The organism is Pseudomonas sp. HN2-3, from assembly GCF_020691745.1.
Classification (GTDB): Bacteria; Pseudomonadota; Gammaproteobacteria; order Pseudomonadales; family Pseudomonadaceae; genus Aquipseudomonas; species Aquipseudomonas capeferrum.
In genome coordinates, this window is record NZ_CP085704.1 from 3,735,796 (window position 1) to 3,760,693 (window position 24,898).

Consider the following 24,898-nt stretch of genomic DNA (forward strand, 5'->3'; position numbering starts at 1 on the left):
TCTGCGCGTCATGCCCCCCCTCGCCCACCGCAGATTCTCCGGCATCCATGCCCGATTCTCCGGAGTTGCCTGCCAGCATCTGACGCTAGACCGTCAATCTGCGATGATGCAACTGTCTGATTCTCTGCCCAGGTTAACCATGCAGCTCACTCGTCACGTCGACGCCAATGCCCCCCTTTGCGCGCTGATCCGCCGCCTCGCCACGCGTCCGGGCTTCGTCCCCACCCACCTGCCCCAGGTTCAGGTGCTGAGCTGGGACCACTATGTGGCCAGCAGCCCGCAGATCTACGAGCCGAGCCTGATGATCCTGGCCCAGGGCAGCAAACTCGCGCGCCTGGGGCCACGCACCCTGGAGTACGGCGCCGGCCACTACCTGGTCCAGGCGCTGTCGGTGCCGTTCATGTGTGAAACCTTTGCCACCGGTGATGCGCCTCTGCTGGGCGTGGCGGTGGACATTGACCGTGGCGTGCTCGGTGAACTGGTGCAAAGCATGGACCTGGCCCCGGATGCCGCCGTACAGGCGCAGACCCCGCAGTCGATGACGTCGGCGGCCCTGGATGCGCCCATGCGCGACAGTGTCGAGCGGCTGCTGCAGTGCCTGCAGGACCCGCTGGATGCCAAGGTGCTCGGCCCGCCACGGGTGCGCGAAGTGCTGTATACCGCGCTGCGCGGCCCGCAGGCCGGGGTGCTGCGGGCACTGGTCGAGCAGCAGGGGCATTTCGCCCGCATCGGCGCCGCCCTCGCCCACCTGCGCGAACACTACACCGAGCCACTGAGTGTCGAGGCACTGGCTGCGCGTGCCAACATGAGCGTGTCGACCTTCCACGAACACTTCAAGCGCTGCACCGACATGGCGCCGATGCAGTACCTCAAGCGCCTGCGGCTGCTCAAGGCGCAGCAGATCCTGATTGGTGAGGGCCTTGGCGTGGCGCAGGCGGCGCACCGGGTGGGGTACCAGAGCACCTCGCAGTTCAGCCGCGAGTACAAGCGCCAGTTTGACCGCAGCCCTGGGGATGAGACGGCTTATCAGAGCTTGCCGGTTTAGTTGCGGGGGGAATGTGTGGGGTGTTCAGGTGCCTGGCTGGGGATGTGTGGGGGAGCGGATATCGAGCGCCGCCCGCGCGGCGCTTCGCGGGGCAAGCCCGCTCCCACTGTCTACCTTCGGCCAATTATGCCTGTGGCATCTTCACTGTCCGCCTTGTGTGCCCGACTCGATATTGAGGCGGGTGCTGTTTGCTTCACCTCAATCTCATGCCATGCACCAAGGCTGGCAGTGGAAATGTAACTGACAGCACTGGCCGGAGGTAGACAGTGGGAGCGGGCTTGCCCCGCGAAGCGCCGCGCGGGCGGCGCTCGATATCCGCCCCACCGCCAAACCCAGCCGTACACCCCGAAGAGCCACGCCCCCATTGCTACCCACCAGACTCCCCAGTTACCATTGAGAACGATTCACACTCACAACTGGATGCCAGGCGTTGGACAGCACCTCGACCCGCAAGCTGGGCTTCTTCTTCAGCGACCATCACCGCTGGCTGCTCCAACACATCTTCAAACGCCTGCGCAATCGCGCCGACGCCGAAGACACTGCGGCCGAAGCGTTCTGCCAGATGCTCGGCGCGCGTGTCGACCCGGACAGCATCCAGCAGCCGCGCGCCTACCTCTCGACCATCGCCCGGCGGCTGATCTTCGACCGGCATCGCCGCCGCCAACTCGAAGAGGCCTACCTCGAACGCTTGGCACTGCTGCCCGAGCCAGTCGCCCCTTCGGCCGAAGAGCAACTGCTGCTGATCGAGGCACTGGTGGCCATCGATAAGGTGCTGGACGGTTTGCCCGCCGTGGTCAAGGCCACCTTCCTGTTCAGCCAGCTCGACGGCATGAGCTATGTCGACATCGCCGCCCGGCTGCAGATCAGTGAACGCACCGTCAGCCGCTACATGAAGCAGGCCCTGCGCCAGTGCTACCTGTGCGAGGTGCAAGCATGAGCGCAGCCGGCCTGGACCCGATAAGCGAGCAGGCCATCGACTGGATGGTCGCGCTGAAAGCCGGCACGCCAGACGAGGCATTGCTGCAACGCCTGGCCCACTGGTTGCGCCAGGACCCCGCGCACCAACGGGCCTGGGACCGCTTGCAACAGCGCGTCGGCAGCCCGTTTGCTGCGTTGCGCGCGCTGGACCGGCGCGCCCCCGGGCATGCCGCCGATGCGCGCCAGGTCTTGCTCGCCCCCACCCACTCCCGGCGCGAAGTGCTGGGGGCCCTGGCTGGCCTGAGCGTCGCTGCTGCCGCAACCTGGGGCGGCTGGCGCAGCGACGGGGCGCAAAACTGGTTGGCCGACCTGCACACCGCCAGTGGCGAACGGCGCAGCTTCACCTTGGCCGATGGCAGCCGCCTGAGCCTCAACAGTGGCAGTGCCGTCGACCTGGACTTCGATGCCAACCAACGGCTGCTGATACTGCGCCGCGGAGACCTGTTGATCCAGGTCGCGGCAGACCCGCGACGGCCGCTGCGGGTGCGCACGGCGCAAGGGCAGGTGCAGGCGCTGGGCACCCGTTTCCTGGTGAGCCAGGAAGCCAACGCCACCCGCGTTGTGGTGTTCGAGCACAGCGTGCGCGCCAGCCTGCCCGATGGCCGCTGGCAAGACCTGCAACAGGGGCAGGCAGCACTGCTGCGCAGCGATGGCATCCAGCGTCTGGATGGCGAGCAACAACAACGTGCAGCCTGGCTGCAGGGCCGCCTGGAAGTGCTCGACGAACCGCTGCATGCCGTGGTCGATGCGCTGCGGCCGTACCAACGGGGCTATATCCGGGTAGCGCCAGCGGTACGAGACATACGCGTGCAAGGTGTATTCCCGCTGGACCAGCCACAGCAGGCGCTGGCGGCCCTGGCCGAGGCCCTGCCGATCAGCGTCGAGCGCTATGGCCCGTGGCTGATGTTGATCGCCCCCAAGCGCAATAAATGAAAATATTTGTGAAAATCATTCGCAGACGTGTCCGGTTTTCGTTTCTCGTCCCACCTATCTCCTGACAAGCCACTTCATTCGGGAGAATTCTGTGCTCAACCTCTGGCCCCGCGCCCTGCCCCTCGTCGTCGCCCTGACCAGCCTCAACGCCCATGCCCAGGTGCAGACCCTGGCGTTCGACCTGCCGCCCGCCAGCCTGGCTACCACCCTTAACCGGATCGCGAGCCAGAGCGGCTACATCATCGCCCTCGAACCGCAACGGGTGCGTGGCAAGCAAGCGCCCGCGGTGGTCGGCCAGATGAGCGCCGAGCAAGCCATGCAAGCCGCCCTTGCCGGTAGCGGCCTGCAATTGCGGCTCACCAGCAGCGGGCACTTCAGCGTCGCCCCGGCCACCCCTGAGACCGACGTGCTGGAGCTTGGCAGTACCAGCATCACCGACAACTACCTGGATGCCACCAGCGAAGGCAGTGGCTCGTACGCAGCCCGTGCGGTGACCCTTGGCAAAGGCACCCACAGCCTCAAGGAAATTCCCCAGTCGGTGACGGTGATCACCCGTAAACAGCTGGACGACCAAGGCATCACCGACCTGCAGGATGCACTCAACCACACCACCGGGATCGTCGGCGCACAGGGCATCGGCCCTGGCGTGGTGGTGACTTCGCGCGGCTTCCAGATCGACGACTGGCAGTACGACGGCGTGCCGATTCCACGCAACACCTACTCGCTGGGCAACTGGGCAACCCAGGACTTGGTGTTCTTCGACCGCGTGGAGGTGCTGCGCGGCGCCTCGGGCCTGTTGCAAGGTACCGGCAGCCCCGGCGGCGCGATCAACCTCGTGCGCAAGCGTGGCCAGGCCACCCCGACGGTCACTGTCACCGGCAAGGCCGGCTCCTGGGACCACTATGGCCTGCAACTGGACGCAGGCGGCCCATTGACCGCCGATGGGCGTGTGCGCGGTCGGTTTGTCGCCGACGAGGACCAGAGCGACAGTTTCATCGACTACCAGTGGAGCAAATCGCACTCGCTGTATGGCGCACTGGACATCGACCTGAACGACGCCACCACCGTGGGTGCCGGCATCAGCTACAACCGCCAGCAGTCGCGGCCGATGCTGCGTGGCATCCCTCGCTATGCCACCGGTGAACCGGTTGACCTGCCACGCTCGACCTTCACCGGCGCCCGCTGGAACCGGGCGCAGACTGACGTCACCACCTACTACCTGGACCTTGAGCACCGCTTCGACGACGATTGGACCTTCAAGGCTGCAGCCCTGCGTATGGGCGAAACCAACACGTCCACCCATCAACGGACGCAAACGGTGCTGGAAGGCCTGGAGCCTGACGGCAGTGGCCTCGAATATGCCGACTGGATCACAGACTTCCACTCAACCAAACTGGGCCTGGACATGAACCTGGTGGGGCACTTCGACACCGGCCCCCTGGCCCACGAGGTGACCCTCGGTGGCAACTACTCCAAGCTGACCACCGATGATGGTTACTGGCGCACCTTTGGTGGCAATGACAACATTTTCGACATCGACCATGATCGCCCCGAGCCCAGCCGCGACAGCTTGCTTGCAACCCCCTTCGGGCGTTCCGAACGCAGCGCCTATGATATCCGCCAAAAAGGCTTGTACGGTGCCTGGCGGATCAAGCCGACTGACCGTTTGACGCTGATTCTGGGGTCGCGTGTCAGTTGGTTCGACTACAGCTATGCCACTACCACTTACCGCGGCCTCAACCCAGGCCAGGTCAACCCCACCAGCCACATGACCGAAACAGGGGAAGTGACACCGTATGCAGGATTTGTCTACGACCTGACCCGCGAATGGGCCTGGTACGCCAGCTACACCGATGTCTTCGTCCCGCAGACCGAGCGCGCCCTCGGCAATGCCCCTCTCAAGCCGGTGATCGGCAGCAACTACGAAACGGGCCTGAAGGGCGAGTTGCTGGACGGCCGGGTCAACGCCTCGCTGGCGCTGTTCCGCTACGACCAGGAAAACCGCGCGGTTACCGACGTGGCCTCGGGCTTTGCCTGTGATGGCGGGTACTGCTCCACCGCGGCGGGCAAGGTGCGCAGCCAGGGCATCGAGGCCGAGATCAGCGGCGAGGTGCTCAGCGGCCTGCAACTGTTCGCAGGTTATACCTACAACACCACCAAGTTCCTCGACGACCCAGATAACGAAGGCCGCGTATTCAGCCAGTGGACCCCCAAGCACATGCTGCGCGCCTGGGCCGACTACACCCTGCCGCTGGACAGCCAGCGCTGGAGCACCGGCCTGGGCTTCACCAGCCAAAGCCACACCCTGGGCTACGAGCGCACCTACACCGTGCCCGGCTACACCGTATGGAGCGCGCGCCTGGCCTACCAGCTGACGCCGGAAGTGAATTTGGCAGTGAACGCCAACAACCTGTTCGACAAGAAGTACTGGGTCGCCGGCTTCAACCAGCTCAATGGCAGCAACAACTACGGCGAACCGCGCAACTTCATGCTGACGGTCAAGTACACCCCTGAGTTTTAAGCAGCAGAACGTTCCGAGCAGGCGTCAGTCGGCCATCGGCCATTGCGCAAGCGGCCAGTAAACGCCCTTGCGCGACTCGTACAGGGTGAAATGCCGCGCGGCCAGGAAGAACTCCGGGGCGCTGGCGGCCTCTGGCGGCTGGCCGCGATAGTCCCTGGACAAGGTCAGGTGCGGGCGGTACTCGCGGCTCGCCGCCTCCAGGCCCAAGGGCAGCAGCGCCTGCTGCAAGCCATAGACCAGCTGCAACAAGGCCGGCGGCGTTTGTTGCGGCTCAAGCACCAGGGCGCCGGCGCGCGGCCACACCTGCAAGCGGTCAAGCAACAGGCGCGGCGGCGCAGCCGGGCGCTTGAGCACGTCGACCGCAGCGCAGATCGCCGGCACCAGGGCAGTGTCCACATCCCCCAAAAACAGCAGCGTCACATGGAAGTTGTCGGCCGGTACCGGCTTGCCGCTGCGCAGGTTCAAGCCGCGCCGCCACTGGGCCAGGGCACGGCGCTGGGCATCGCTGACCGGCAAGGCGAAAAACAGCCGTTTGAAGGGGGCGCCACTGGCGCGAGCGTCCTGAACCATGTGATCTCCTTGGCGTGAATCGTTTGCGCAAGCGCTAGGCCATTACACCTAAGTCGCGCGGTAGTCACGTAACAATAAGTACAAACTGCCCCCATGATTGTTTATGCTGGCGAGCTTATGCCATGGCGCATGGCCATTTTTCGACAAGTAAACGTCCATGAAAATTGCACTCGTACTCCTTTTCGTTCTCTCGATCGCCTATGTTCACCTGCGCGGTCGGGTTCGTCACAAGCTGACTCGCCAACTGGGCGACCACTCCAGCTTCCTGGCGCCGGTCAACAGCTTCCTTTACCTGTTTTCCAAGCACCCGGCCAAACCTTACCTGCCGGTCGAGGCCTTCCCTGAACTGCAACCGCTGCAGGATCACTGGCAGGAAATCCGTGCCGAGGCTCAGCAGTTGCTGCACGTGGGCGAAATCAAGAAGTCCGAGAATTATGACGACGTGGGCTTCAACTCGTTCTTCAAGACCGGCTGGAAGCGCTTCTATCTGAAGTGGTACGGCGAAAGTCACCCGTCTGCCATGGCCCTGTGCCCGCGTACCACCGAGTTGCTGCAAGGTATCGGCACGGTCAAGGCGGCGATGTTCGCCACCCTGCCACCGGGCGCCAAGCTGGTGCGCCACCGCGACCCGTATGCCGGGTCCTACCGCTACCATCTGGGCCTGGACACGCCGAACGACGACGGCTGCTACATCGATGTGGACGGCGAGAAGTATTCGTGGCGCGACGGTGAGGGGGTGATCTTTGATGAAACCTACATCCACTACGCCGCCAACACCACCGAGCACAACCGCATCATTCTGTTCTGCGATGTCGAGCGCCCGCTCAAGTACCGCTGGGCAACCGCATTCAACCGTTGGTTCAGCCGCAACGTCATGGCTGCCGCTGCCGCGCCCAACGATGCCAACGACAAGACCGGCGGCATCAACCGGCTGTTCACCCGCATCTACAAGATCCGCGAGCGCGGCAAGGCGCTGAAAAAGCGCAACCGCATGCGCTACTACCTGGAGAAGTGGGCGGTGGTGGCAGCGCTGGTACTGGTGTTTATCTACATCTGACGCTTCGGCGTGGGTGCTGTCGTTGTAGGAGCGGCCTTGCGTCGCGAACGGGCTGCGTAGCGGCCCCTGGGTACTTGCAGTGACGTTGAAATACAGGGGCCGCTACGCAGCCCGTTCGCGACGCAAGGCCGCTTCTACACAGACAGCACACAGGCATCCTTAACATCGACTAGCCTGAAAGCTCCACTCGCAACCCTTCCCAAGGTGAAGACGATGAGCATGATGGACTGGGACGCCTACCGTAAGCAGTTGATGGCCGGCATCGGCGACCTCAAGCAGTTGTCCCCCGACACCGTGGCCGGCTACATGACCGCCAGCGGTGCGGGCGCCAAGACCAACCACCTGGACGCCAAGACCCGTGAGCTGATCTCCCTGGCAGTGGCCGTGACCACCCGCTGCGACGGCTGTATCGCCGTGCACTCGCAGCAAGCGGTGAAACACGGCGCCAGCCGCGAAGAGATCGCCGAGGCCCTCGGTGTGGCCGTGGCGATGAATGCCGGGGCCGCACTGGTCTACTCGGCCCGCGCCATGGATGCAGTGGGCAAGGCCACCGGCTGAGCCCACGCGGCGCATCGCCCTTGCGCGATGGCGCCGCGCCACCCAGACTTGGCGGCCAGCCATTGCAGGATCCACCATGAGCCACATCCGCCCCATGACGCTTGAGGACTTCGAGCGCTTCTGGCCCACCTTCCAGGCCATTGTCCAGGCCCGCGAAACCTACGCCTTCGACCCCGCCTTGAGCGTCGAACAGGCCCGGCACTTGTGGCTGGAGCTACCCCTGCATACGTGGGTGCTTGAGGACGCCGGTGAGCTACTGGGCTCGTACTACCTCAAAGCCAATGCCGCCGGCCCCGGTGCCCATGTGGGCAATTGTGGCTACATGGTGTGCGAGGCCGCACGCGGCCGTGGCGTGGCCCGTGCTATGTGCGAGCATTCGCAGAAGCTGGCGCGTCAGGAAGGGTTTCTTGCGTTGCAGTTCAATTCGGTCGTGGCCAGCAACGAAGTGGCCGTGGCGCTGTGGCACAAGCTTGGCTTCGACACCGTCGGCCGCCTGCCCAAGGCATTCCGCCACGCCCGCCTGGGCCTGGTGGATTGCCTGGTGATGTACAAGTGGCTGGCGGATGAGCCCGTGGTGGAAAAACCCGCCTTGCTGATCGGGCGCAAGAATATCGAGGCCCGGGTGTCGCGGCGGCGCGGGCGTTAATCGTCAACCCCGGGATAGGAGCACGCTTGCGCGGCTCCTACACGTACCACGGCGTTGGCCAATCGCAGCTTAGAACGCCAAGCCGACCTTGAAACCAAACTCGTCACGCTTGAGCTTGGTGTTGTCCGCCACGGGCGAGTCGCCATCGAGCTTGTATTCAGTGCGGGTGTAGTAGACCCCGGCCTGCACCGGCATGCCGCCCTGCTGGTTCATCAGCAGCGTTACCTCGGCATAAGGGTTGGTGCGGTCCTTGAGGTCCACGCTGTCGCTGCCAAAATCATCCACCTTCAGGCGTGCTCGGCCATCGAGGGTATGCCGTGCGCCCACTTCCACACGCAGGGTCGAGGCGTCGAACTGGTGGTTGTAGCCCAGCGCTGCCTTGGCGAAGGGCGATTTGACGGTGAGTTTGGTGTCCAGGTCGTTGATTTCGGGCTCGAAGCGCGACCAGCTGTAACCACCGCCCACGGTCACGTCGACGAAGTTGCGGGCATCCAGCGCCGCACGCCAGCCGAGGTCAAGGTCGGCCTGGGCCTCCTTGAGTTTGTTGTCGTTCTTCTTGCCGTACTTGGCCTCGGCACCGATCTGGTAGATGAAGCCGGATTCGGCAGTCATCTTGTTGCCGAAAGTTGCGAACACACCGCCCTGGCCCAGGTGTTCCTTGTCGGTTTCGCTGCCCCCTTCGAACTTGAATTTGTCGTAGGCACCCAGCAGGCCGAAGGTGAACAGAGGGTCGGTGCTGGGCGCGGCGGTGGCCGCCAGGGGCGATGCAATAAGGGCAAGCAGGCAGGTGTGACGCAGCAGATGACGAGCGGACATGCGTGGAGTCTCCATGACTTGTGAATAAATGATGAACGATCGGTTCGAGACACACGCTGTCGAGAAAGTTCGAAAAGAAATCAGTTAGAACGCGCAATGCGATGTTTTTAAAAGGTATTTCTGGGGCGCCAGAAATTGACGCGCAAGGTAGTTGGTGGGGTGCATGCCTGAATTCAACCTAAACCGTCATTGCCGGAAACCCGAATAAAGATATAAGATAACATTTCATAACAACACTCCATTCCTACCAGCGACCCCTCATGACCAGCGCCAGCGCAACCCCCACTCTCCTCACCCAGCGCCTGCAGAGCATCGATGCCCTGCGCGGCCTGGTGATCCTGTTCATGCTCCTGGACCACGTCCGCGAGACCTTTTTCCTCCATCGCCAGGTCAGCGACCCGATGGCCATCGACGCCACCGACCCATCGCTGTTCTTCAGCCGCACCCTGGCCCACCTGTGTGCGCCGGTGTTCGTCCTGCTGACTGGCTTGTCGGCCTGGTTGTATGGCGAGAAGTATCAGGGCCGCAGCGACGTCTGCGCCTTCCTGTTCAAGCGCGGGCTGTTTCTGGTGGTGCTGGAGTTCACCTTGGTCAACTTCGCCTGGACCTTCCAGCTGCCCCCCAGCGTGGTCTACCTGCAGGTGATCTGGGCTATCGGCGTGAGCATGATCGCGCTGTCGCTGCTGGTGTGGTTGCCACGTGCGGCGCTGATCGCCCTGGGTGCAATCATCGTCGGCGGCCACAACCTGCTCGACCCCCTGCACTTCGGCACAGAATCGGCCATGCACGTGCCGTGGGCGATCCTGCATGACCGCGGTTGGCTGGCGTTTTCCGACACCCTGCGCCTGCGCACCTCGTACCCCGTGTTGCCCTGGATCGGCGTAATCGCCCTGGGTTACGGCCTCGGCCCCTGGTTCGCCCGCAACAGCGATGCAGGTCAACGCCAACACCGGCTGTTGCTGGCCGGGGCGATCGCGCTGCTCGGCTTTATCGTGCTGCGCATGCTCAACGGCTATGGCGAAGCCCCCTGGAGCGGGTACCCGACGTTGACGCAGACACTGATGAGCTTCTTCAACATCACCAAGTACCCGCCCAGCTTGCTGTTCCTCGCCCTCACCCTGGGCTGCGGCCTGCTGCTGTTGCGCGGCTTCGAGCGCGTCGGCCAGGCGCGCTGGATCAGCGCCCTTGCGGTGTACGGCGCAGCACCGATGTTTTTCTACCTGCTGCACCTGTATGTGCTGAAGCTGTTGTACCTGGCCTGCGTCGCCCTGTTCGGTCACAACCAGGGTGATTATTTCGGCTTCGACGGCATCACCGCGGTGTGGCTGAGTGCCGCGTTGCTGGCCGTGTCGCTGTACCTGCCGGTACGCGGGTTCGCCCGTATGAAGGCGCGGCGGCGTGACATCACCTGGCTGAAGTACTTCTGAAAAGCGTTTTCACCCGGTTGCCTGATGGTCTACCATGCGGGCCGCCGGTTTCCACCACGGAATCAATAGGGAATCCCAGGCCCGTCACCGGGCCAAACGGAACTGCCCCCGCAACTGTAGGTGCCGAGCCTGCTCCATCAATGCCACTGGATCAATCCGGGAAGGCTGGAGCCGGGCCATGACGCACCAGTCAGGAGACCTGCCGGCGAAAATCCACCAACCGGCGGGGTGTCCGGGATGGCCATCTCCACCCGTTTGCGGGTGCTGCCCCCTGCCCTGCGCAAGGGGCATCGGCGATGCCTGTCCGTGCGTTCATGCCGTGAACCATTCGATAGGAGATCGCCCCACCATGCTGCCCCGTATAGCCGCCCTGATCGCTGGCCTCGGCCTCACTGGCCTGGCCCAGGCCGCTGCCACCCACTACCCGCTCACGGTCGACAACTGCGGCATGCCACAGACCTTCGCCCACGCCCCCGAGCGTGCGGTCACCATCGGCCAGGCCGGCACCGAAATCCTCTATGCACTGGGCCTGGGCCACACGCTGGCCGGCACGTCGCTGTGGTTCAACAACGTGCTGCCCGAGTTCAAGGCCATGAACGACAAGGTCGAGCGCCTGGCCGACAACGACCCGAGCTTCGAGGCTGTGGTGGGCAAGCGTCCGCAGCTGGTGGCGGTGCAATTCGAGTGGATGGTCGGCGCTCAAGGCGTGGTGGGTACCCGCGAACAGTTCGACGAGTTGAAGATCCCGACCTACCTGTTGCCCTCGGACTGCGAAGGCAAGGACAACCTGGTGGGTGCCGATGGCACCCGCCTGCAGGCATTCCAGGTCGACAGCATCTATAAAAGCGTCAGCCAGCTGGCGGAGATCTTCGACGTGCAAGACCGCGGTGCGACGTTGAACGCCGACCTCAAGGGCCGCCTGGACAGCGCCACGGCGCAACTGGCCGGCAAGGACCTGTCCAACACCTCGGCGCTGTTCTGGTTCTCCAGCGCCGACCTGGATATCGACCCCTATGTGGCTGGCCGCCAAGGCGTCGCCGACTTCATGCTGCGCACCCTGGGCGTACGCAACGTGGTCGAGTCCACCGAAGAATGGCCGACCGTGGGCTGGGAAACCCTGGCCAAGGCCAACCCGACCTGGCTGATCATCGCCCGCATGGACCGCCGCCGCTTCCCCGCAGACGACTACCAGAAAAAACTCGAGTTCCTGCACAACGACCCGGTAACCCGCAACATGGACGCGGTAAAGCACGACCGCATCATCGTCCTTGACGCCGACGCCATGCAGGCCGGCATCCGCCTGTTCCGAGGCCTGCAGACCCTGTCTGTGGCGTTCGCCAGCGGTAAAGCGGCACAGTGATGAGCCGCTTGTTGCCTTACAGCGTCCTGGCCTTGGCAGCCCTGTGCGCCGCGCTGCTGGCCGGTACCGCGATCGGCGAGAGCGACCTGGCGCCGAACGTGGTCTACCAGGTGCTGGCCAATCACCTGTGGCAGGCCGGTTACCCGGTCGACCCGATCGACGCCGGGATCGTCTGGAACTACCGCCTGACCCGCACCCTGGTGGCGGCCGCCTGCGGCGCCGGGCTGGCCACGTGCGGGGTGATCCTGCAGGCGCTGCTGCGCAACCCGCTGGCCGAACCCTACCTGCTGGGGTTGTCCGCTGGCGCCTCGACCGGCGCGGTGCTGGTCGGCCTACTGGGGCTGGGCAGCGTGGCCCTGAGCATGTCAGGCGGTGCCTTCATCGGCGCGCTGGCGGCTTTCACGCTGGTGCTGGTGCTAGCCCGCGCTGCCGGGCCGAGCAACAACAATGCTCAGGTGATCCTTGCCGGCATTGCCGGCTCGCAGCTGTTCACCGCCCTTACCGCCTTTCTCATCACCAAGTCGGCCACCGCCGAGCAAGCACGCGGCATTCTGTTCTGGCTGCTGGGCAACCTCAGCGGCGTGCGCTGGCCGTCGGTGGGGCTGGCATTGCCGGTGGCGCTGTTCGGGCTGGTGGTGTGCCTGTGGCATCGCCGCGCACTGGATGCCTTTACCTTCGGCACCGATTCGGCGGCGTCACTGGGGATCCCGGTGCGGCGTACCCAATTGCTGTTGATCAGTTGCGCCGCGCTGGTGACCGCAGTGATGGTGTCCATCGTCGGCGCCATCGGCTTTGTCGGGCTGGTGATTCCCCACGCCCTGCGCCTGCTGCTCGGCCCCGGGCATAGCCGCCTGCTGCCGGCCAGCGCCCTGGGTGGGGCATTGTTTCTGATCACTGCGGATATCCTGTCGCGCACGCTGATCCCAGGCCAGGTGATCCCGGTGGGCGTGGTCACCGCGCTGATCGGCGCTCCGGTGTTCGCGCTGATACTGGTCAGCCGACGGGGGCGCCCATGACCGTCATGGCCAACCTGCAGATCGCCCCGCTTGCCTGTCAGGGCCTGGGCTTGCAGCTGGGCGGCAGGAGCGTGCTGCGCGACATCGACCTGGCCGCTATCCAGGGCGAAACGCTGGCCATCGTCGGCCCTAACGGCTCTGGCAAATCGTCCCTGCTAAAACTGCTGGCGGGCTTGCGCAAGCCTGGCAGTGGCCGTGTCGACCTGCTGGGTGAGCCCCTGGCGCAGCTGCCACGCCGGCGCATTGCCCAGGCCCTGGCACTGGTCGAGCAGCAGGCGGACACAGCTGATGCGATCAGCGTATACGACGCGGTTGCCCTGGGCCGTACCCCCTGGCTGTCGGCCCTGGCGCCGTTCGCCAGCCAGGACCGTGCCATCGTCGAGCAGGCCTTGGCCGACCTTGACGCGCTGCACCTGCGCACGCGCCTGTGGCATTCGCTTTCAGGTGGAGAACGCCAGCGTGTGCACATTGCCCGCGCCCTGGCCCAACGCCCGCAGGTGCTACTGCTCGACGAGCCAACCAACCACCTGGACATCCAGCACCAGTTGAGCCTGCTGCAACAGGTCCAGGCGCTGTCGGTCACCACCCTGGTGGCCCTGCACGACCTCAACCAGGCGCTGACCTGCGACCGCGTCGCGGTGCTCGACCAAGGCCACCTGGTCGCCCTCGGCAAGCCGTTCGACGTGCTCACCCCCGAACGCCTGCTGAGTACCTTCGGCGTGCACGCCCACTACCTCACCGACCCCTTCGACGGCGCGCGCATTCTGCGTTTTCGCGCCCCCTGAACCAGGAAGTTCCCACCATGCTGTTGCGCCCTGTCGCCCTGCTGCTCGCCAGTACCCTGTTTGCCCCTGCCGTGCTGGCAGAGGTGCACGAAGTGAAGATGCTCAACCGGGGCACGCAGGGTGCGATGGTCTACGAGCCCGATCACCTGCACATCGCAGCCGGTGACACGGTGCGCTTTCTGCCGACCATGAGTGGGCATAACGCTGCCAGCGTGCCAGGGTTGCTGCCACAGGGGGCGCAGGCGTTCAAGAGCAAACTGAACCAGCCTTACGAGCACCAGTTCAGCGTGCCGGGCGTGTACGGCATCCAGTGCATTCCGCACCTGGCGATGGGTATGGTGATGGTCATTCAGGTGGGTGACGCGGCGCCTGCCGAATTGCCTGCCAACCTACCTGCACGGGCGCAAGCCCGCTTTGCTGCGCAACTGCAGAAGCTGGGGGCTGGGCAATGAAGCGCCTGTTGTTGGCGCTTCCACTGGTGGGGCTTACTCCTTTCGCAACGGCTGACTCTGCCCAGTCCAACAGCAAGGGCTTCATTGAAGACGGCAGTTGGAGCCTGCTTAATCGCAGCGTATTCGACCAGCGCGATTACCGGCACGGCGGGCGCAACAGCAGTGGCCGCAATGCCTACAAGCCCCGAAGCGAACGCAGCGACAAGGCTGAGGAATGGGCTTACGGGCTGATGGGCACGTTACAGTCCGGCTTCACCCAGGGCCTGGTTGGCGTCGGTGTCGATGCCCATGCCTACCTGGGCGTACAGCTCGACAGTGGCGGTGGCCGTGTCGGCAAGGCGCGCCTGCTGGGTGTCGCCAACGATGGGCACCCAAAAAACGAATACAGCCGAGCGGGCGCTGCGCTGAAGGTGCGGGTGTCGAACACGGTGCTGTCCTACGGCGAGCAGCGGGTAAAGACCCCGGTGTTCAGTTCGTCCGACAGCCGTTTGCTGCCCGAGACCGCCACCGGCTTTTTCCTCAACAGTAGCGAGATCGACACGCTCCGGCTGGTCGCCGGCCACTTCAACGAAAGCACGGACCGCAACGCCTCAAGCCACGATCAGGGGTTCGTGGTGAACTACTCCAATGGCCGCCAGGGCAACAGCTTCGACCTGGCCGGCGTGGTCTGGAACCCCGGCGCGGCCTTCAACGCCAGCCTGTATACCTCACGTTACGAGGACAGCTGGAACCAGCACTACCTGGGCAGCACCCTCACCCACGCCCTGGACGAGCGCCGCAGCCTGAGCCTGGACCTCAACCTGTACCGCACCACCGACACCGGCAAGGCGCTGTCCGGGCGCATCGACAACACCACCTGGAGCCTGGTCTCGCGTTACAACCAGGGGCCGCACGGTTTCAGCCTGGGCTGGCAGCAGGTGGACGGCAATACCCCGTTCGACTATGTGACGCGCGGCGCGATCTTCATTGCCAACGCCGTGCAGATGTCGGACTTCAACGCGCCAAACGAGAAATCATGGCAGGCGCGGTATGACCTGAACATGGGCGCCTACGGGGTGCCGGGTTTGAACCTGACGGCGCTGTATGTGCGCGGGTTCGATATCGATGGCACGCATGTCGACCCCGCTGGCGGCTATGCGTACCTGGGCTACGGCAAGGGCGGCAAGCATTGGGAGCGCGACCTTGAGGCGCGGTACGTGGTGCAAAGTGGCAAGGCCAAGGGCACCACGTTCTCGATTCGCCATAATGCACACCGGGGCAACACGGCGCAGGCGGAGCTCGACGGTGATCAGATTCGCCTGGCAGTCGAGTGGCCGCTGGGGGTCGGGTTCTGACACGCCTCGAAGCAGCTCTCAGGGTCAAGGTGCCGCAGCGGATTGCGCCTGCAACCCCCACTCGGCCTTTTCCTGCGCCGTCATCGACACAAGCACTTCGGCAAACGTCTGGCCCAACTCTGCGCTGACATTGCCGAATGCCTTGTAGTTGGTCAGCAGGTAGCGCTTCACGGTCCTGGGCCAACGCCCTTCCTTGTGCGCCGTATTGATGATGCCCTTGGCGTCGTGGCGCGTGGCACCCCGCCACAAGTCCATCAGCCTGTTTTCGAAGTGGCCGAATGACCATAGGTCCCTACGGTCTTCGAATTCATCGAGCAGTTTGAGCTTGTACAAGGCCATGTGTGGCATCGGCGATTCTCCCGCTTGTGCATTGTCGAGCTGTGAGCGGGAAGGTAAGCAAGCTGGCGTGCTTTTGAAATGAACGCGTTGAGCACAGCAGAACGCCAGCTGTAGGGGGTTTCTGAACGGATACGCGCAGCTCATGCCAGCTGCAATTGCATATGGGTGGTTTGCCAGATTGGGTCCTGCTCCACATCGATCACCGCGAACCCTTGGCGCTGCCAGAACGTAATCGCTCCCGGCAGAAACGGGTGCGTGTGCAGGTACAGGCACTCGACGCCCGCCTGCTCGGCCGCCTGGCGCAACGTGGCGAACAACGCCGCGGCCAGCCCATGCCGGCGATACGCCGGCAAGACGAACAGGCGCACCACCTCGACCACGTGCATGCGCTGATACGCAAGCTGGGCAAAGCGATGGTCATAGGGGACATAGCCAATCACCGCCACCAGCCGGCCCTGATCGCGGGCTTCGAGGAACACGCCTTCGCCGTCCAGGTAGGTCTCGGCAAAACGCGCCAGGTCATTGGGCAACGGTGCAGCGGCGAGCAGGGGGAAGAGCTCGCGGCGGGCGCTGTCGACGAAAGCCACGACTTCGTCGATGGCTGCCTGCGGGACGGCTTGGATGATCCAGTTCGGCATGTGGGCAAAGGCTTTGGGAGTGAGGGCAAAGGTTCTACCGCAGCGGGCCGCCCCTGGCAAATTCAGGGGTCGTCGCGGTCTGGCCGACCTCGCTATAATCCGAGGTCTTGACCGCCCACCAGGCCATTCCATGCCCCGCTTCCAGACGTTGCTGCTGCCACTGCTATTGACCGCGGCCCTCGCCGCCTGCGACCAGAAACCCTCTCGCGAAGAACAGATACTGGCGCAACTGCCACTGCAGGACGCCTATGAGCACAACATCGACCGCATGGCGGCGCTGCTGTCACGCCGCTACCCGCAAGTGCCCGAAGCGAGCATCCGGGATGTCCTGCGCAAGCACCTGACGGTCGACGACCAGCGCCAGGACTTGTTCAAGCTCTACAGCGAGAAGAACTTCAGCGACGCCGAATTCGCCAGCATCGTCGAAGCCATGCAGGACCCAGCCAAGGCCCGCGCCATGGAAGACACCGAGGCTGGCAAACGCCTGAGCGAGAAGCTGACCGCCCTGATGCGCGAAACCGCCCGTGACGCGAAGGTACAGGCACTGGTCGAGCAGCGCATGCAAGACGTCGAGAATGAGCTGGATGCACTGGCAAAGGAAAAGTCAGGTTCCTGATCGACGTTACACGCGGCTGCGGCGACAATAGCCCACTACACCTATAAAAAGCAGGGTTACTCCCTTTTCGTACCAGCGAGGTCAGGATTGACACACACCAAGCATGGATTGCGCCTGGATCTACGCTCGCTCATTCTGGTGCTTTGCGCCCTGACCGCCTTGGTCATGCTCTGCGCCAGTTATTTCGCCAGCTATCGGGTTCAGCGCCAGTTGCTGATCGACCACGCCCTGGAGGCCAACCGGGTGTACGCAGCAAAACTGGCCTCGATCACCGAGACCTTCATCGCCAGCGCCTTGCGGCAGTTGGCGTTCAGCGCCGGGGTACAAGCCAACCAATTGGCCGATGCCGACGCCCTGCAGGCAGAAACCGATCGCGTGTTGCACCAGGGCATGGCCTTCAACTCGACCTTCGTGGTCGATGCCCAAGGCATCCTGCGGGCCATATCCCCTGCTACATTGCGCCACTACCTGAACACCAAGGTGCAGTCACCCGGTGTTCAGGAGGCCTTGCATGAGCGCAGGGCGCTGGTTTCGACACCCTACCTGTCAGCCGCCAACAACCTGGTGGTGGCACTGTCGCAACCCATCTTCGATAGCAATGGCCGCTACCTGGGGTACGTCGGCGGCAGCCTGTACCTGCGCGAGCGCAACATCCTCAACAGCCTGCTGGGCGAGCACTTCTACAAGGATGGCTCGTACCTCTATGTGGTCGACCGCAATCGCCGCCTGCTCTATCACCCGGACAGCCAGCGAGTAGGCACGGTGGTGGAAGGCAACGCGCTGATCGATCAACTGGCGACACTGGACAGCGGTACCCGCCAGCTCACCAACAGCCAGGGCGTGCCCATGCTCGCAGGCTTCGCCACGGTGCCGAGCGCTCGCTGGGGGGTGGTGGCGCAGCAACCGCTGGAACAGACCGTGGCACCGCTGAGCCGCCTTGTGCTCAACGTGGTGGGCACCTCCGCGCCGCTGGCATTGGTCGGCAGCCTGGCGCTGTGGTGGCTGGCAATGACCATCGCCCGGCCACTCTGGCAACTGGCGGCCGGGGCCAGGTCGATGGACCGCGCGGGCACCGCCGAGCGCCTGCATCGGGTGCCGGCCTGGTACTTCGAGGCGGCCGAACTCAAACGTGCGCTGCTATTCGGGCTCAACCTGCTGCAAGAGCGCATCGGCCGGCTGAACCGCGATGCCCAGACCGACCCGCTGACCGGGCTGGGCAACCGCCGCAGCCTGGATTTCAGCCTGTCGCTGCTGGAGGCCGAAGGGCGAGCATTTTCGGCCATCGTGCTGGATATCGACCACTTCAAGCGGGTCAATGATGGGCATGGGCATGAGGTCGGCGACCAGGTGCTGCAGCGGCTAGCCGAGCTCATGCGGCGTTGTTGCCGCGAAGGCGACCTGCTGTGTCGCACCGGCGGCGAGGAGTTTCTCATGCTGCTGCCGGGGGCCAGCCTGGAGGTTGCCGCAGCGGTGGCGCAGCGGCTGCGGGTGGCGGTGCAGGATACGCCGGTGGAACCGGTGGGGGCGGTAACCGTGTCGCTGGGCGTGGCGCATTGGCCTGGCCCTGCAGGCAGCGAGCCTGGCGATGCATTGAGCAAGGCAGACCGGGCGCTTTACAGCGCCAAACAGCAGGGGCGCAATCGGGTGTGCGTCGAGGGTTTATAGCGCTGAACCCATACAGCCCGCTCGCCCCATGAGTTGTTACAAGCCTTGTCATAAAACTGTCGTGTTTCAGTCATAGGATTGACCCCAACCTGACATTTTCACTCTTCATGGATGAGCGTCTCATGCGTCGTGTGGTTTTCAATCAGAAAGGTGGCGTGGGCAAATCAAGCATTGCCTGCAACCTGGCGGCCGCCAGTGCCGCTGAAGGCTATCGCACCTTGCTCGTCGACCTCGACCCGCAGGCCAATGCCACCTACTACCTGACCGGGCTGGTCAATGACGCCATCCCCTCGGGCATTGCCGATTTCTTCCGCCAGACGTTGTCCCCCGCCACCGCGCACGGCAAGAAGCACCGCGTGGCCATCACCGAGACCCGCTACAGCAACTTGCACCTGATCACCGCCAGTCCTGACCTTACCGACCTGCAAAGCAAGCTGGAGAGCAAGTTCAAGATCAACAAGCTGCGCAAGCTGCTGGTGGAACTGGCCGAAGACTACGAGCGGATCTATATCGACACGCCACCGGCGCTGAACTTTTACACCTTCAGCGCGCTGGTGGCCGCCGAACGCCTGCTGATCCCGTTCGATTGCGACAGCTTCTCGCGCCAGGCGCTGCATAGCGTCATGGCCGAGGTGGAAGAACTGCGTCAGGACCATAACCCGACGCTGCAGGTGGAAGGGATTGTCGTCAATCAGTTCGCCGGGCGCACTGCACTGCATCAGACCCTGGTCGATCAATTGCGGGGGGAAGGCGTGCCGGTGCTGCCGGTGTACTTGAGCAGCTCTATCAAGATGCGCGAGTCGCATCAGGTGTCGGTGCCGTTGGTGCATCTGGCGCCGCGGCACAAGTTGACGCTGGAATTTGCCGACCTGCTGGATGTGCTGGAGCGGGCGGCTTGAGCGGACCTGGAGCACACCCTACCTCGTTGCTTTAGTAGAGGACTGTGTGGGCAATTGCCTACAGACCCAGCATTTTGGGTGATCAGGGCTACCCGATCACTCATCCGGGTGATAGATTCGCCGCCATGAAAACCACCCGGCAGACCCGCACGCTGACCGCATGGACGCTCTATGCCAGCGTCCTGTTCAGCCTGTTGCTGTGCGGCCTGCACCACGGCCAGATGGGCGGCCTGCGCCTGGCTGGCCTGGAAGGTGGTTTCTGCTCGATCAGCAGTGAGCATGGCCCGGCCATCGACCTGGATCACGCCGGTGGTGACCAGCACATGGCCCAGCTCGACTGCCCGGTATGCTCCTCGTTCGGCCTGGCGGTGCCGCTTGCCCATTCCAGCTGGGCGTTCATGCCCACCCAGGCCGGGGCCAACGCGCCCATCGTCGTGCGCAGCTGGGCACAACCGCCGCCACGCTACCTACGCCCCGCCCTCAACCCCCGCGCCTCCCCCGCTGTGCTTCACGCCGCCCTTCAGTTCGCCTGACCTCGACCCGGCGCGCCTCAGTGCGCGCGGGTGGTCAGCCATGACCTTTGCGTGGAAGACACGACAACATGATCCGCAATACCTCCCTGGTGCTCCTCATGGGCACTTGCACATTCGCCTGGGCCGAAACCGCCCCGCTCGAACTCAACGCCACCACCATCGATGGCGAACGCGACACCCCCTCCGGCGTACGACTGGACGAGCCGATCCGCACTGGCTCGCGCCTGGGCCTCACCGCGCGGGAAACCCCCGCGTCGGTCAGCGTCTCGGACCGCCGCCTGATCGAGGCGCGCGACGCCAAGGACAGCCAGGACGTGATCAACGCCATGACTGGCGTCAACGCCTCGGCCAACCCAGGTTACGGCGGCTTCGTCGCCTACCGGGGTTTCACCCAGAACCAGGTTACCCAGCTCTACAACGGCATCAACCTGGGCTACAGCAGTGCCACCCGGCCCGTGGATGCCTGGGTGCTCGACCGGGTCGAGCTGATTGGCGGGCCGTCATCCTTCCTGCACGGCGCAGGTGCCGTGGGCGGCTCGATCAACTACATCACCAAGCTTGCCAGCCGTGACCAGCAGACCCTCGACGGGCGCGTACGCTATGGCAGTTACGATGACTCGGAGGTGGCCTTCGGCATCAATCAGGCACTGGCCAGCAACCCCGCCGATGCCCGCCACTTCATGCGCCTGGATTTCAGCCGGGGCCAGGGCAATGGCTACATCGACCGCAACCAGCGACACAGCGACAGCCTGGCATTCTCGCTGCTGAGCGACCTGGCGCCCAACCTGACCCACACCCTGGCGCTGGAGTATCAGGAAGACCGCGAGGACAGCCCCTACTGGGGCTCGCCGATCCTGCCCGGGCGCAGCACGATGAAAATCGACAAAAGCCGCCGCTTTGAAAACTACAACGTCGCTGACGGTCGCTACGAACAGCGGGTACGCTGGCTGCGCTCGATCCTCGACTACCAGCTCAGCGACAGCACCAGCGTGCAAAATACGCTGTACCACTACAATGCCCAGCGCGACTACCGCAACGTCGAACGCTACAGCTACACCCCTGATGGCAAGGTGCAGCGCAGCAGCCCCTACCTGCAAAGCCACGACCAGAACCTGCTGGGCGATCGCATCGAGTTGCGCCATGACAACACGCTGTTCGGCTTCGCCAGCCAGTGGTCGCTGGGGCTGGAGTACTCGCGCATGCGCCAGACCCTCTACCCGACGTCGAGCAGTTGGAGCGACGTCGTCGACGCCGACCATTTCGACCCCGGCAGTTTCGACGATATCCCAGGGGTAAATGCCGGGCTGACCAAACAGCGCCGCCACGAAGTCACCAACCGCGCGGTGTTCGCCGAAAACCGCCTGCAACTGACCGATCGCCTGGCCTTGCTAACTGCCCTGCGCTACGACTACCTGGACATGCAAGTGACCAACTATGGCGCGGTCTCGCCGACTTCGCCGGCGTTCTTCGAGCGCCGCTGGGAGCCGCTTTCCGGGCGCATCGGCCTGACCTACGCGCTGACCCCCACCGCCAGCGTATACGCCCAGTACAGCAGCTCTGCGGATTTGCCGGCCGGTTCGCTGGCGGCGGCGACCTATTCCAACGTGGGCTTGTTCGACCTGTCCAAAGGCGAGCAATGGGAAGTCGGCAGCAAGTTCGACTTCCTCGACGGCCGCGCCGCCGCCACCCTGGCGCTGTACCAGATCGTGCGCAAGGACTTTGCCGTGCGCGACTCCAACGATGCCAACCTGACGGTGCAGGCCGGCCAGCAGACCTCGCGCGGTGTCGAGCTGTCCGGGCGGTTGCAGGTGACCCCCAAGCTGCTAGCCGAGGCCAACTACGCCTACGTCGATGCGCAGTACGATGCGTTCAACGAAGCAGTCAACGGGGTATCGGTATCGCGCAAGGGCAATGCCCCGGTCAATGTCCCGGCCAACGTCGGCAACCTGTGGCTGACCTACAGCTTCACCCAGGCGTGGTCGGCAGGGGTCGATGGGCGCTACGTGGGCTCGGTCTATGCCGACAACGCCAACACCCTCAAGGCACCGGCCTACACGCTGTTCGGCGCTTTCGCGCGCTACCGGCTGGATGAGTACACCACGGTCACCGGGCGGGTGCGCAACCTGACCGACGAGGTGTATGCCAAGCAGGCCTACAGCAGCCAGTACTACATGGGTGCCCCGCGCACCTTCGAGCTGGCGCTGGATATGCGCTTCTGACCAACCGGCTCTGGCGCGGGGGTTACCTCGCGACAGGGCCGCCAGTGATAAGCTTCCACCTTCATGATCAGCCGGCTCACGAAGACACCCGGCTACCGCTTCAGCAAGGACGTTCACGTGTACAAGACACTGCCCCCCGCGCTTCTCGGCGCGGCCCTGATTACCTTGATTGGGTGCCAATCGTCCCCTTCCGCCGACCGACCGGCAGACGTCGATCCGCAAGCCCTGAAAACGTTCACCGTCAACATGCAGCAAGCCTTGCAGCGGAGCATCGCCCTCGCCCCAACCGGCGAGCAGATGGGCGCCGTAACGCTACAGGTCACCTTCGACCGGCAAAGCGCGCCGGTCGCCTGCAAGGCCGAAAAAGCCCCGTTCAAGTATGGCGCGCTGCTGCCTGCCGATGTAACGCCCACCGACCATCAGGCGCTGGCGAGCCTGGTCGAAGCCCTGTGCTGGAAGACCATCTACCCCGTCGTACCGGCGGCGTTGTACAACGACGATGAAACCGTCGAAGTGCGGGCGCCGATCATCGTCCAGCTGCCTCGCGCGGTTCAGGCCCCCGGCACCGCCCGCTACCGGGCCATTGCCCAACGCGAGTACTTCTGGCAACAACTGCTGCGCGATCTGCCGGTCACCAGCATCGGCAAGGCCTCGGTGTTCTACCAGGCCAACGCACAAGGCAAGGTCGACGGCTGCCTGGTGCAGCTTTCCCCCAACCCGCTGCGCGAGGACGCCTTCCGCCTGGACGGCAACCTGCAGGCGCAACTCAACAGCCGTTGCATGAAGCTCGACCTGAGCAAGATGCCAGGCTTCAGCAGCAACGAGCAGGGCAAGGCCGAAGGCTACAGCGAAGTCGACTATGCCCCGTGGATGGTTGGTTTGTAGGAGCGGCCTTGCGTCGCGAAAGGGTCGCGCAGCGGCCCCAGGTTGTGTGGCGCAGCAAAAATCGCCGGGGCCGCTGCGCGACCCTTTCGCGACGCAAGGCCGCTCCTACAGAACGGTTGAAACAGGTATCCCGATGTCGCCCTCGACGAAGCACCCGCAGGCGCTCGCCGCTCTACTGGACAGCACAACAATGATGACGCGGCCCGACCGTGTCACGTTCATTCAGGCTGCCAATGGAAACCGGAGAGTATCCGCATGTCCGCACCTCATGAGGTATCCCCCGCCACCCTGCGCCGGGTAATCGCCGCCTCGGCCATCGGCAACTTCGTCGAGTGGTTCGACTTCGCCGTCTATGGCTTTCTCGCAACCCTTATCGCCAGCCAGTTCTTCGCCAGTGAAGATGCCAGCGTGGCCTTGCTCAAGACCTTCGCCGTGTTTGCCGTGGCGTTTGCCCTGCGCCCGCTGGGCGGGATCGTGTTCGGCGCGCTGGGCGACCGCCTTGGGCGCAAGCGCATTCTGTCGCTGACCATCTTGTTGATGGCCGGCTCCACCACCTTGATCGGTTTGCTGCCGACCTATGCCAGCATTGGCCTCGCGGCCCCCGTCCTGCTAACCCTGGCCCGTTGCCTGCAAGGCTTCTCGGCAGGCGGCGAGTACCCCGGTGCCTGTGCCTACCTGATGGAACATGCGCCCAACGACAAGCGCGCGTTCTACGGCAGCTTCGTGCCGGTCTCGACCTTTTCCGCCTTTGCCTGCGCGGCGGTGATCGCCTATGGCCTGGAAGCAAGCCTGACGGCCGAGGCCATGAGCAGCTGGGGCTGGCGCGTGCCCTTCCTGATCGCCGCCCCGCTGGGGTTGGTGGGCCTGTACCTGCGCTGGCGCATGGAGGAAACCCCGGCGTTCCGCGAAGCCGTGGCACAGGGCAAAGAACATGAGCATTCACCGCTCAAGGAGACCCTGCGCAACCATGGCCGGGCCATCCGCAACCTGGGGGCGTTCATCTCGCTGACAGCGCTGTCGTTCTATATGTTCACCACCTACTTTGCCACCTACCTGCAGCTGGTCGGCAACCTGACCCGCGCCCAGTCGCTGCTGGTAACCACCGTGGCCTTGCTGTTCGCCGCCGTCGGCTGCCCGCTGGCTGGGGCGTTTTCCGACCGGGTGGGGCGGCGCAAGACCATTGGCTTTACCTGCCTGTGGGTGATGATCTGCGTGTTCCCTGCGTATTGGCTGGCCAGTTCCGGTTCGCTGTTCGGGGCGCTTCTGGGGGTGATTCTGCTGGCAGTGGGTGCGCTGTGCAGTGGCGTGGTGACCGCGGCATTACTGTCGGAAAGCTTCCCGACGCGAACCCGCTACACCGCCTCGGCGATCACCTACAACGTCGCGTATACGCTGTTTGGCGGCACTGCGCCATTGGTCGCTACCTGGTTGATCGGGCAGACCGGCAGCAGCCTGGCACCGGCATTCTACCTGGTGGTGATTGCACTGGTGGCGCTGGTGGGCGGGTTGGCGCTGCCGGAGACGTCGCGGATTTCTCTGCATGATGAGGCAGGCGTCGACGGCGTGCAGATTACAGCGCGTAGTAACGTTTGAGCTTATGGGGCCG

Annotated in this window: 24 protein-coding genes and 1 riboswitch; of the genes, 20 read left to right on the forward strand and 4 right to left on the reverse strand. The window is 64.2% G+C overall.

Translation table 11 applies throughout. The annotated features are described in order from the left end of the window. Positions 1–139: 139 nt before the first annotated feature. The 4 genes from LJX93_RS16950 to LJX93_RS16965 all read left to right on the forward strand — a co-directional run bounded on the left by LJX93_RS16950 (position 140) and on the right by LJX93_RS16965 (position 5,477). Positions 140–1,045: an AraC family transcriptional regulator gene (locus LJX93_RS16950; RefSeq protein ID WP_227696224.1), complete on the forward strand. Its 906-nt coding sequence runs from the start codon at positions 140–142 to the stop codon at positions 1,043–1,045. Between the two features lie 430 nt (positions 1,046–1,475). Further along, a complete protein-coding gene (locus tag LJX93_RS16955) occupies positions 1,476–1,982 on the forward strand; it encodes a sigma-70 family RNA polymerase sigma factor (protein WP_033698927.1) in 507 nt (168 codons plus the stop codon). Next, positions 1,979–2,956 carry a FecR family protein gene (locus LJX93_RS16960; protein ID WP_227696225.1) on the forward strand — a complete coding sequence of 326 codons (978 nt, stop codon included), beginning with the start codon at positions 1,979–1,981 and terminating at the stop codon, positions 2,954–2,956. Before LJX93_RS16955 ends, LJX93_RS16960 begins: the two co-directional genes overlap by 4 nt. 91 nt (positions 2,957–3,047) lie before the next feature. Continuing rightward, a complete protein-coding gene (locus LJX93_RS16965) occupies positions 3,048–5,477 on the forward strand; it encodes a TonB-dependent siderophore receptor (protein WP_227696226.1) in 2,430 nt (809 codons plus the stop codon). 24 nt (positions 5,478–5,501) lie between these two features. On the opposite strand, the gene thpR is transcribed toward LJX93_RS16965, so the two are convergent. Further along, on the reverse strand, positions 5,502–6,047 hold the full coding sequence (gene thpR / locus LJX93_RS16970; protein WP_033698932.1) for an RNA 2',3'-cyclic phosphodiesterase: 546 nt from the start codon (positions 6,045–6,047) through the stop codon (positions 5,502–5,504). Between the two features lie 157 nt (positions 6,048–6,204). Between thpR and lpxO the strand changes: the two genes are divergently transcribed. The 3 genes from lpxO to LJX93_RS16985 all read left to right on the forward strand — a co-directional run bounded on the left by lpxO (position 6,205) and on the right by LJX93_RS16985 (position 8,308). Then, complete coding sequence (gene lpxO / locus LJX93_RS16975) at positions 6,205–7,104, forward strand: lipid A hydroxylase LpxO (RefSeq protein WP_033698934.1); 900 nt, start codon at positions 6,205–6,207, stop codon at positions 7,102–7,104. Positions 7,105–7,317: 213 nt separating this feature from the next. Then, complete coding sequence (locus tag LJX93_RS16980) at positions 7,318–7,662, forward strand: carboxymuconolactone decarboxylase family protein (protein WP_033698936.1); 345 nt, start codon at positions 7,318–7,320, stop codon at positions 7,660–7,662. A gap of 76 nt (positions 7,663–7,738) precedes the next feature. After that, entirely contained in the window at positions 7,739–8,308 is a 570-nt protein-coding gene (locus LJX93_RS16985; RefSeq protein WP_186654880.1) for a GNAT family N-acetyltransferase, read from the forward strand. 69 nt (positions 8,309–8,377) lie between these two features. Here LJX93_RS16985 and LJX93_RS16990 read toward each other — a convergent pair whose 3' ends face one another. Continuing rightward, positions 8,378–9,124, reverse strand: coding sequence for an outer membrane beta-barrel protein (locus tag LJX93_RS16990; protein ID WP_227696227.1), 747 nt, complete (start codon positions 9,122–9,124; stop codon positions 8,378–8,380). Positions 9,125–9,384: 260 nt separating this feature from the next. Here LJX93_RS16990 and LJX93_RS16995 point away from each other — a divergent pair, with 260 nt between their 5' ends. From LJX93_RS16995 to LJX93_RS17020, 6 genes are all read left to right on the forward strand, one after another. Next, positions 9,385–10,551 (forward strand): DUF1624 domain-containing protein, encoded by a 1,167-nt coding sequence (locus LJX93_RS16995; RefSeq protein WP_033698941.1) that lies wholly within the window; start codon positions 9,385–9,387, stop codon positions 10,549–10,551. Between the two features lie 28 nt (positions 10,552–10,579). Then, positions 10,580–10,773, forward strand: a riboswitch (cobalamin riboswitch). Between the two features lie 127 nt (positions 10,774–10,900). Beyond that, complete coding sequence (locus LJX93_RS17000) at positions 10,901–11,911, forward strand: ABC transporter substrate-binding protein (protein ID WP_227696228.1); 1,011 nt, start codon at positions 10,901–10,903, stop codon at positions 11,909–11,911. Next, on the forward strand, positions 11,911–12,927 hold the full coding sequence (locus tag LJX93_RS17005; protein WP_227696229.1) for a FecCD family ABC transporter permease: 1,017 nt from the start codon (positions 11,911–11,913) through the stop codon (positions 12,925–12,927). Before LJX93_RS17000 ends, LJX93_RS17005 begins: the two co-directional genes overlap by 1 nt. Beyond that, the gene (locus tag LJX93_RS17010) at positions 12,924–13,712 is read left to right on the forward strand and encodes an ABC transporter ATP-binding protein (protein ID WP_033698947.1); all 789 of its coding nucleotides are present in this window, start codon (positions 12,924–12,926) and stop codon (positions 13,710–13,712) included. Before LJX93_RS17005 ends, LJX93_RS17010 begins: the two co-directional genes overlap by 4 nt. A gap of 17 nt (positions 13,713–13,729) precedes the next feature. Then, on the forward strand, positions 13,730–14,164 hold the full coding sequence (locus LJX93_RS17015; RefSeq protein WP_033698949.1) for a pseudoazurin: 435 nt from the start codon (positions 13,730–13,732) through the stop codon (positions 14,162–14,164). Continuing rightward, on the forward strand, positions 14,161–15,498 hold the full coding sequence (locus LJX93_RS17020; RefSeq protein ID WP_227696230.1) for an OprD family porin: 1,338 nt from the start codon (positions 14,161–14,163) through the stop codon (positions 15,496–15,498). Before LJX93_RS17015 ends, LJX93_RS17020 begins: the two co-directional genes overlap by 4 nt. 24 nt (positions 15,499–15,522) lie before the next feature. Here the strand turns inward: LJX93_RS17020 and LJX93_RS17025 are convergent, their stop codons facing one another. Next, complete coding sequence (locus LJX93_RS17025; protein WP_033698953.1) at positions 15,523–15,846, reverse strand: hypothetical protein; 324 nt, start codon at positions 15,844–15,846, stop codon at positions 15,523–15,525. A gap of 131 nt (positions 15,847–15,977) precedes the next feature. Further along, positions 15,978–16,475 (reverse strand): GNAT family N-acetyltransferase, encoded by a 498-nt coding sequence (locus LJX93_RS17030; RefSeq protein ID WP_033698955.1) that lies wholly within the window; start codon positions 16,473–16,475, stop codon positions 15,978–15,980. A gap of 130 nt (positions 16,476–16,605) precedes the next feature. Between LJX93_RS17030 and LJX93_RS17035 the strand changes: the two genes are divergently transcribed. The 7 genes from LJX93_RS17035 to LJX93_RS17065 all read left to right on the forward strand — a co-directional run bounded on the left by LJX93_RS17035 (position 16,606) and on the right by LJX93_RS17065 (position 24,885). Beyond that, a complete protein-coding gene (locus tag LJX93_RS17035; RefSeq protein WP_033698957.1) occupies positions 16,606–17,091 on the forward strand; it encodes a hypothetical protein in 486 nt (161 codons plus the stop codon). 87 nt (positions 17,092–17,178) lie between these two features. Further along, on the forward strand, positions 17,179–18,756 hold the full coding sequence (locus tag LJX93_RS17040) for a diguanylate cyclase (protein WP_227696231.1): 1,578 nt from the start codon (positions 17,179–17,181) through the stop codon (positions 18,754–18,756). Between the two features lie 122 nt (positions 18,757–18,878). Beyond that, positions 18,879–19,655: a ParA family protein gene (locus tag LJX93_RS17045; RefSeq protein WP_033698961.1), complete on the forward strand. Its 777-nt coding sequence runs from the start codon at positions 18,879–18,881 to the stop codon at positions 19,653–19,655. A 125-nt stretch (positions 19,656–19,780) separates the two neighbouring features. After that, entirely contained in the window at positions 19,781–20,188 is a 408-nt protein-coding gene (locus tag LJX93_RS17050; protein ID WP_033698962.1) for a DUF2946 family protein, read from the forward strand. Positions 20,189–20,256: 68 nt separating this feature from the next. Continuing rightward, positions 20,257–22,407 carry a TonB-dependent receptor gene (locus LJX93_RS17055; RefSeq protein WP_033698964.1) on the forward strand — a complete coding sequence of 717 codons (2,151 nt, stop codon included), beginning with the start codon at positions 20,257–20,259 and terminating at the stop codon, positions 22,405–22,407. A 117-nt stretch (positions 22,408–22,524) separates the two neighbouring features. Continuing rightward, positions 22,525–23,292 (forward strand): hypothetical protein, encoded by a 768-nt coding sequence (locus tag LJX93_RS17060; protein WP_033698965.1) that lies wholly within the window; start codon positions 22,525–22,527, stop codon positions 23,290–23,292. A gap of 255 nt (positions 23,293–23,547) precedes the next feature. Next, positions 23,548–24,885: an MFS transporter gene (locus tag LJX93_RS17065; protein ID WP_227696232.1), complete on the forward strand. Its 1,338-nt coding sequence runs from the start codon at positions 23,548–23,550 to the stop codon at positions 24,883–24,885. Positions 24,886–24,898 lie beyond the last annotated feature (13 nt).

Bases quoted from the DNA above. Each gene is read 5' to 3' on its own strand.
- LJX93_RS17055 (WP_033698964.1), top strand. From the start codon at position 20,257: ATGATCCGCAATACCTCCCTGGTGCTCCTCATGGGCACTTGCACATTC.
- LJX93_RS17050 (WP_033698962.1), top strand. From the start codon at position 19,781: ATGAAAACCACCCGGCAGACCCGCACGCTGACCGCATGGACGCTCTAT.
- LJX93_RS16990 (WP_227696227.1), bottom strand. From the start codon at position 9,124: ATGTCCGCTCGTCATCTGCTGCGTCACACCTGCCTGCTTGCCCTTATT.
- LJX93_RS17045 (WP_033698961.1), top strand. From the start codon at position 18,879: ATGCGTCGTGTGGTTTTCAATCAGAAAGGTGGCGTGGGCAAATCAAGC.
- lpxO (WP_033698934.1), top strand. From the start codon at position 6,205: ATGAAAATTGCACTCGTACTCCTTTTCGTTCTCTCGATCGCCTATGTT.
- LJX93_RS17025 (WP_033698953.1), bottom strand. From the start codon at position 15,846: ATGCCACACATGGCCTTGTACAAGCTCAAACTGCTCGATGAATTCGAA.
- LJX93_RS16980 (WP_033698936.1), top strand. From the start codon at position 7,318: ATGAGCATGATGGACTGGGACGCCTACCGTAAGCAGTTGATGGCCGGC.
- LJX93_RS16995 (WP_033698941.1), top strand. From the start codon at position 9,385: ATGACCAGCGCCAGCGCAACCCCCACTCTCCTCACCCAGCGCCTGCAG.
- LJX93_RS16985 (WP_186654880.1), top strand. From the start codon at position 7,739: ATGAGCCACATCCGCCCCATGACGCTTGAGGACTTCGAGCGCTTCTGG.
- LJX93_RS17005 (WP_227696229.1), top strand. From the start codon at position 11,911: ATGAGCCGCTTGTTGCCTTACAGCGTCCTGGCCTTGGCAGCCCTGTGC.
- LJX93_RS17035 (WP_033698957.1), top strand. From the start codon at position 16,606: ATGCCCCGCTTCCAGACGTTGCTGCTGCCACTGCTATTGACCGCGGCC.
- LJX93_RS17010 (WP_033698947.1), top strand. From the start codon at position 12,924: ATGACCGTCATGGCCAACCTGCAGATCGCCCCGCTTGCCTGTCAGGGC.
- LJX93_RS17015 (WP_033698949.1), top strand. From the start codon at position 13,730: ATGCTGTTGCGCCCTGTCGCCCTGCTGCTCGCCAGTACCCTGTTTGCC.
- LJX93_RS17000 (WP_227696228.1), top strand. From the start codon at position 10,901: ATGCTGCCCCGTATAGCCGCCCTGATCGCTGGCCTCGGCCTCACTGGC.
- LJX93_RS17065 (WP_227696232.1), top strand. From the start codon at position 23,548: ATGTCCGCACCTCATGAGGTATCCCCCGCCACCCTGCGCCGGGTAATC.
- LJX93_RS17030 (WP_033698955.1), bottom strand. From the start codon at position 16,475: ATGCCGAACTGGATCATCCAAGCCGTCCCGCAGGCAGCCATCGACGAA.
- LJX93_RS17020 (WP_227696230.1), top strand. From the start codon at position 14,161: ATGAAGCGCCTGTTGTTGGCGCTTCCACTGGTGGGGCTTACTCCTTTC.
- thpR (WP_033698932.1), bottom strand. From the start codon at position 6,047: ATGGTTCAGGACGCTCGCGCCAGTGGCGCCCCCTTCAAACGGCTGTTT.
- LJX93_RS16960 (WP_227696225.1), top strand. From the start codon at position 1,979: ATGAGCGCAGCCGGCCTGGACCCGATAAGCGAGCAGGCCATCGACTGG.
- LJX93_RS16950 (WP_227696224.1), top strand. From the start codon at position 140: ATGCAGCTCACTCGTCACGTCGACGCCAATGCCCCCCTTTGCGCGCTG.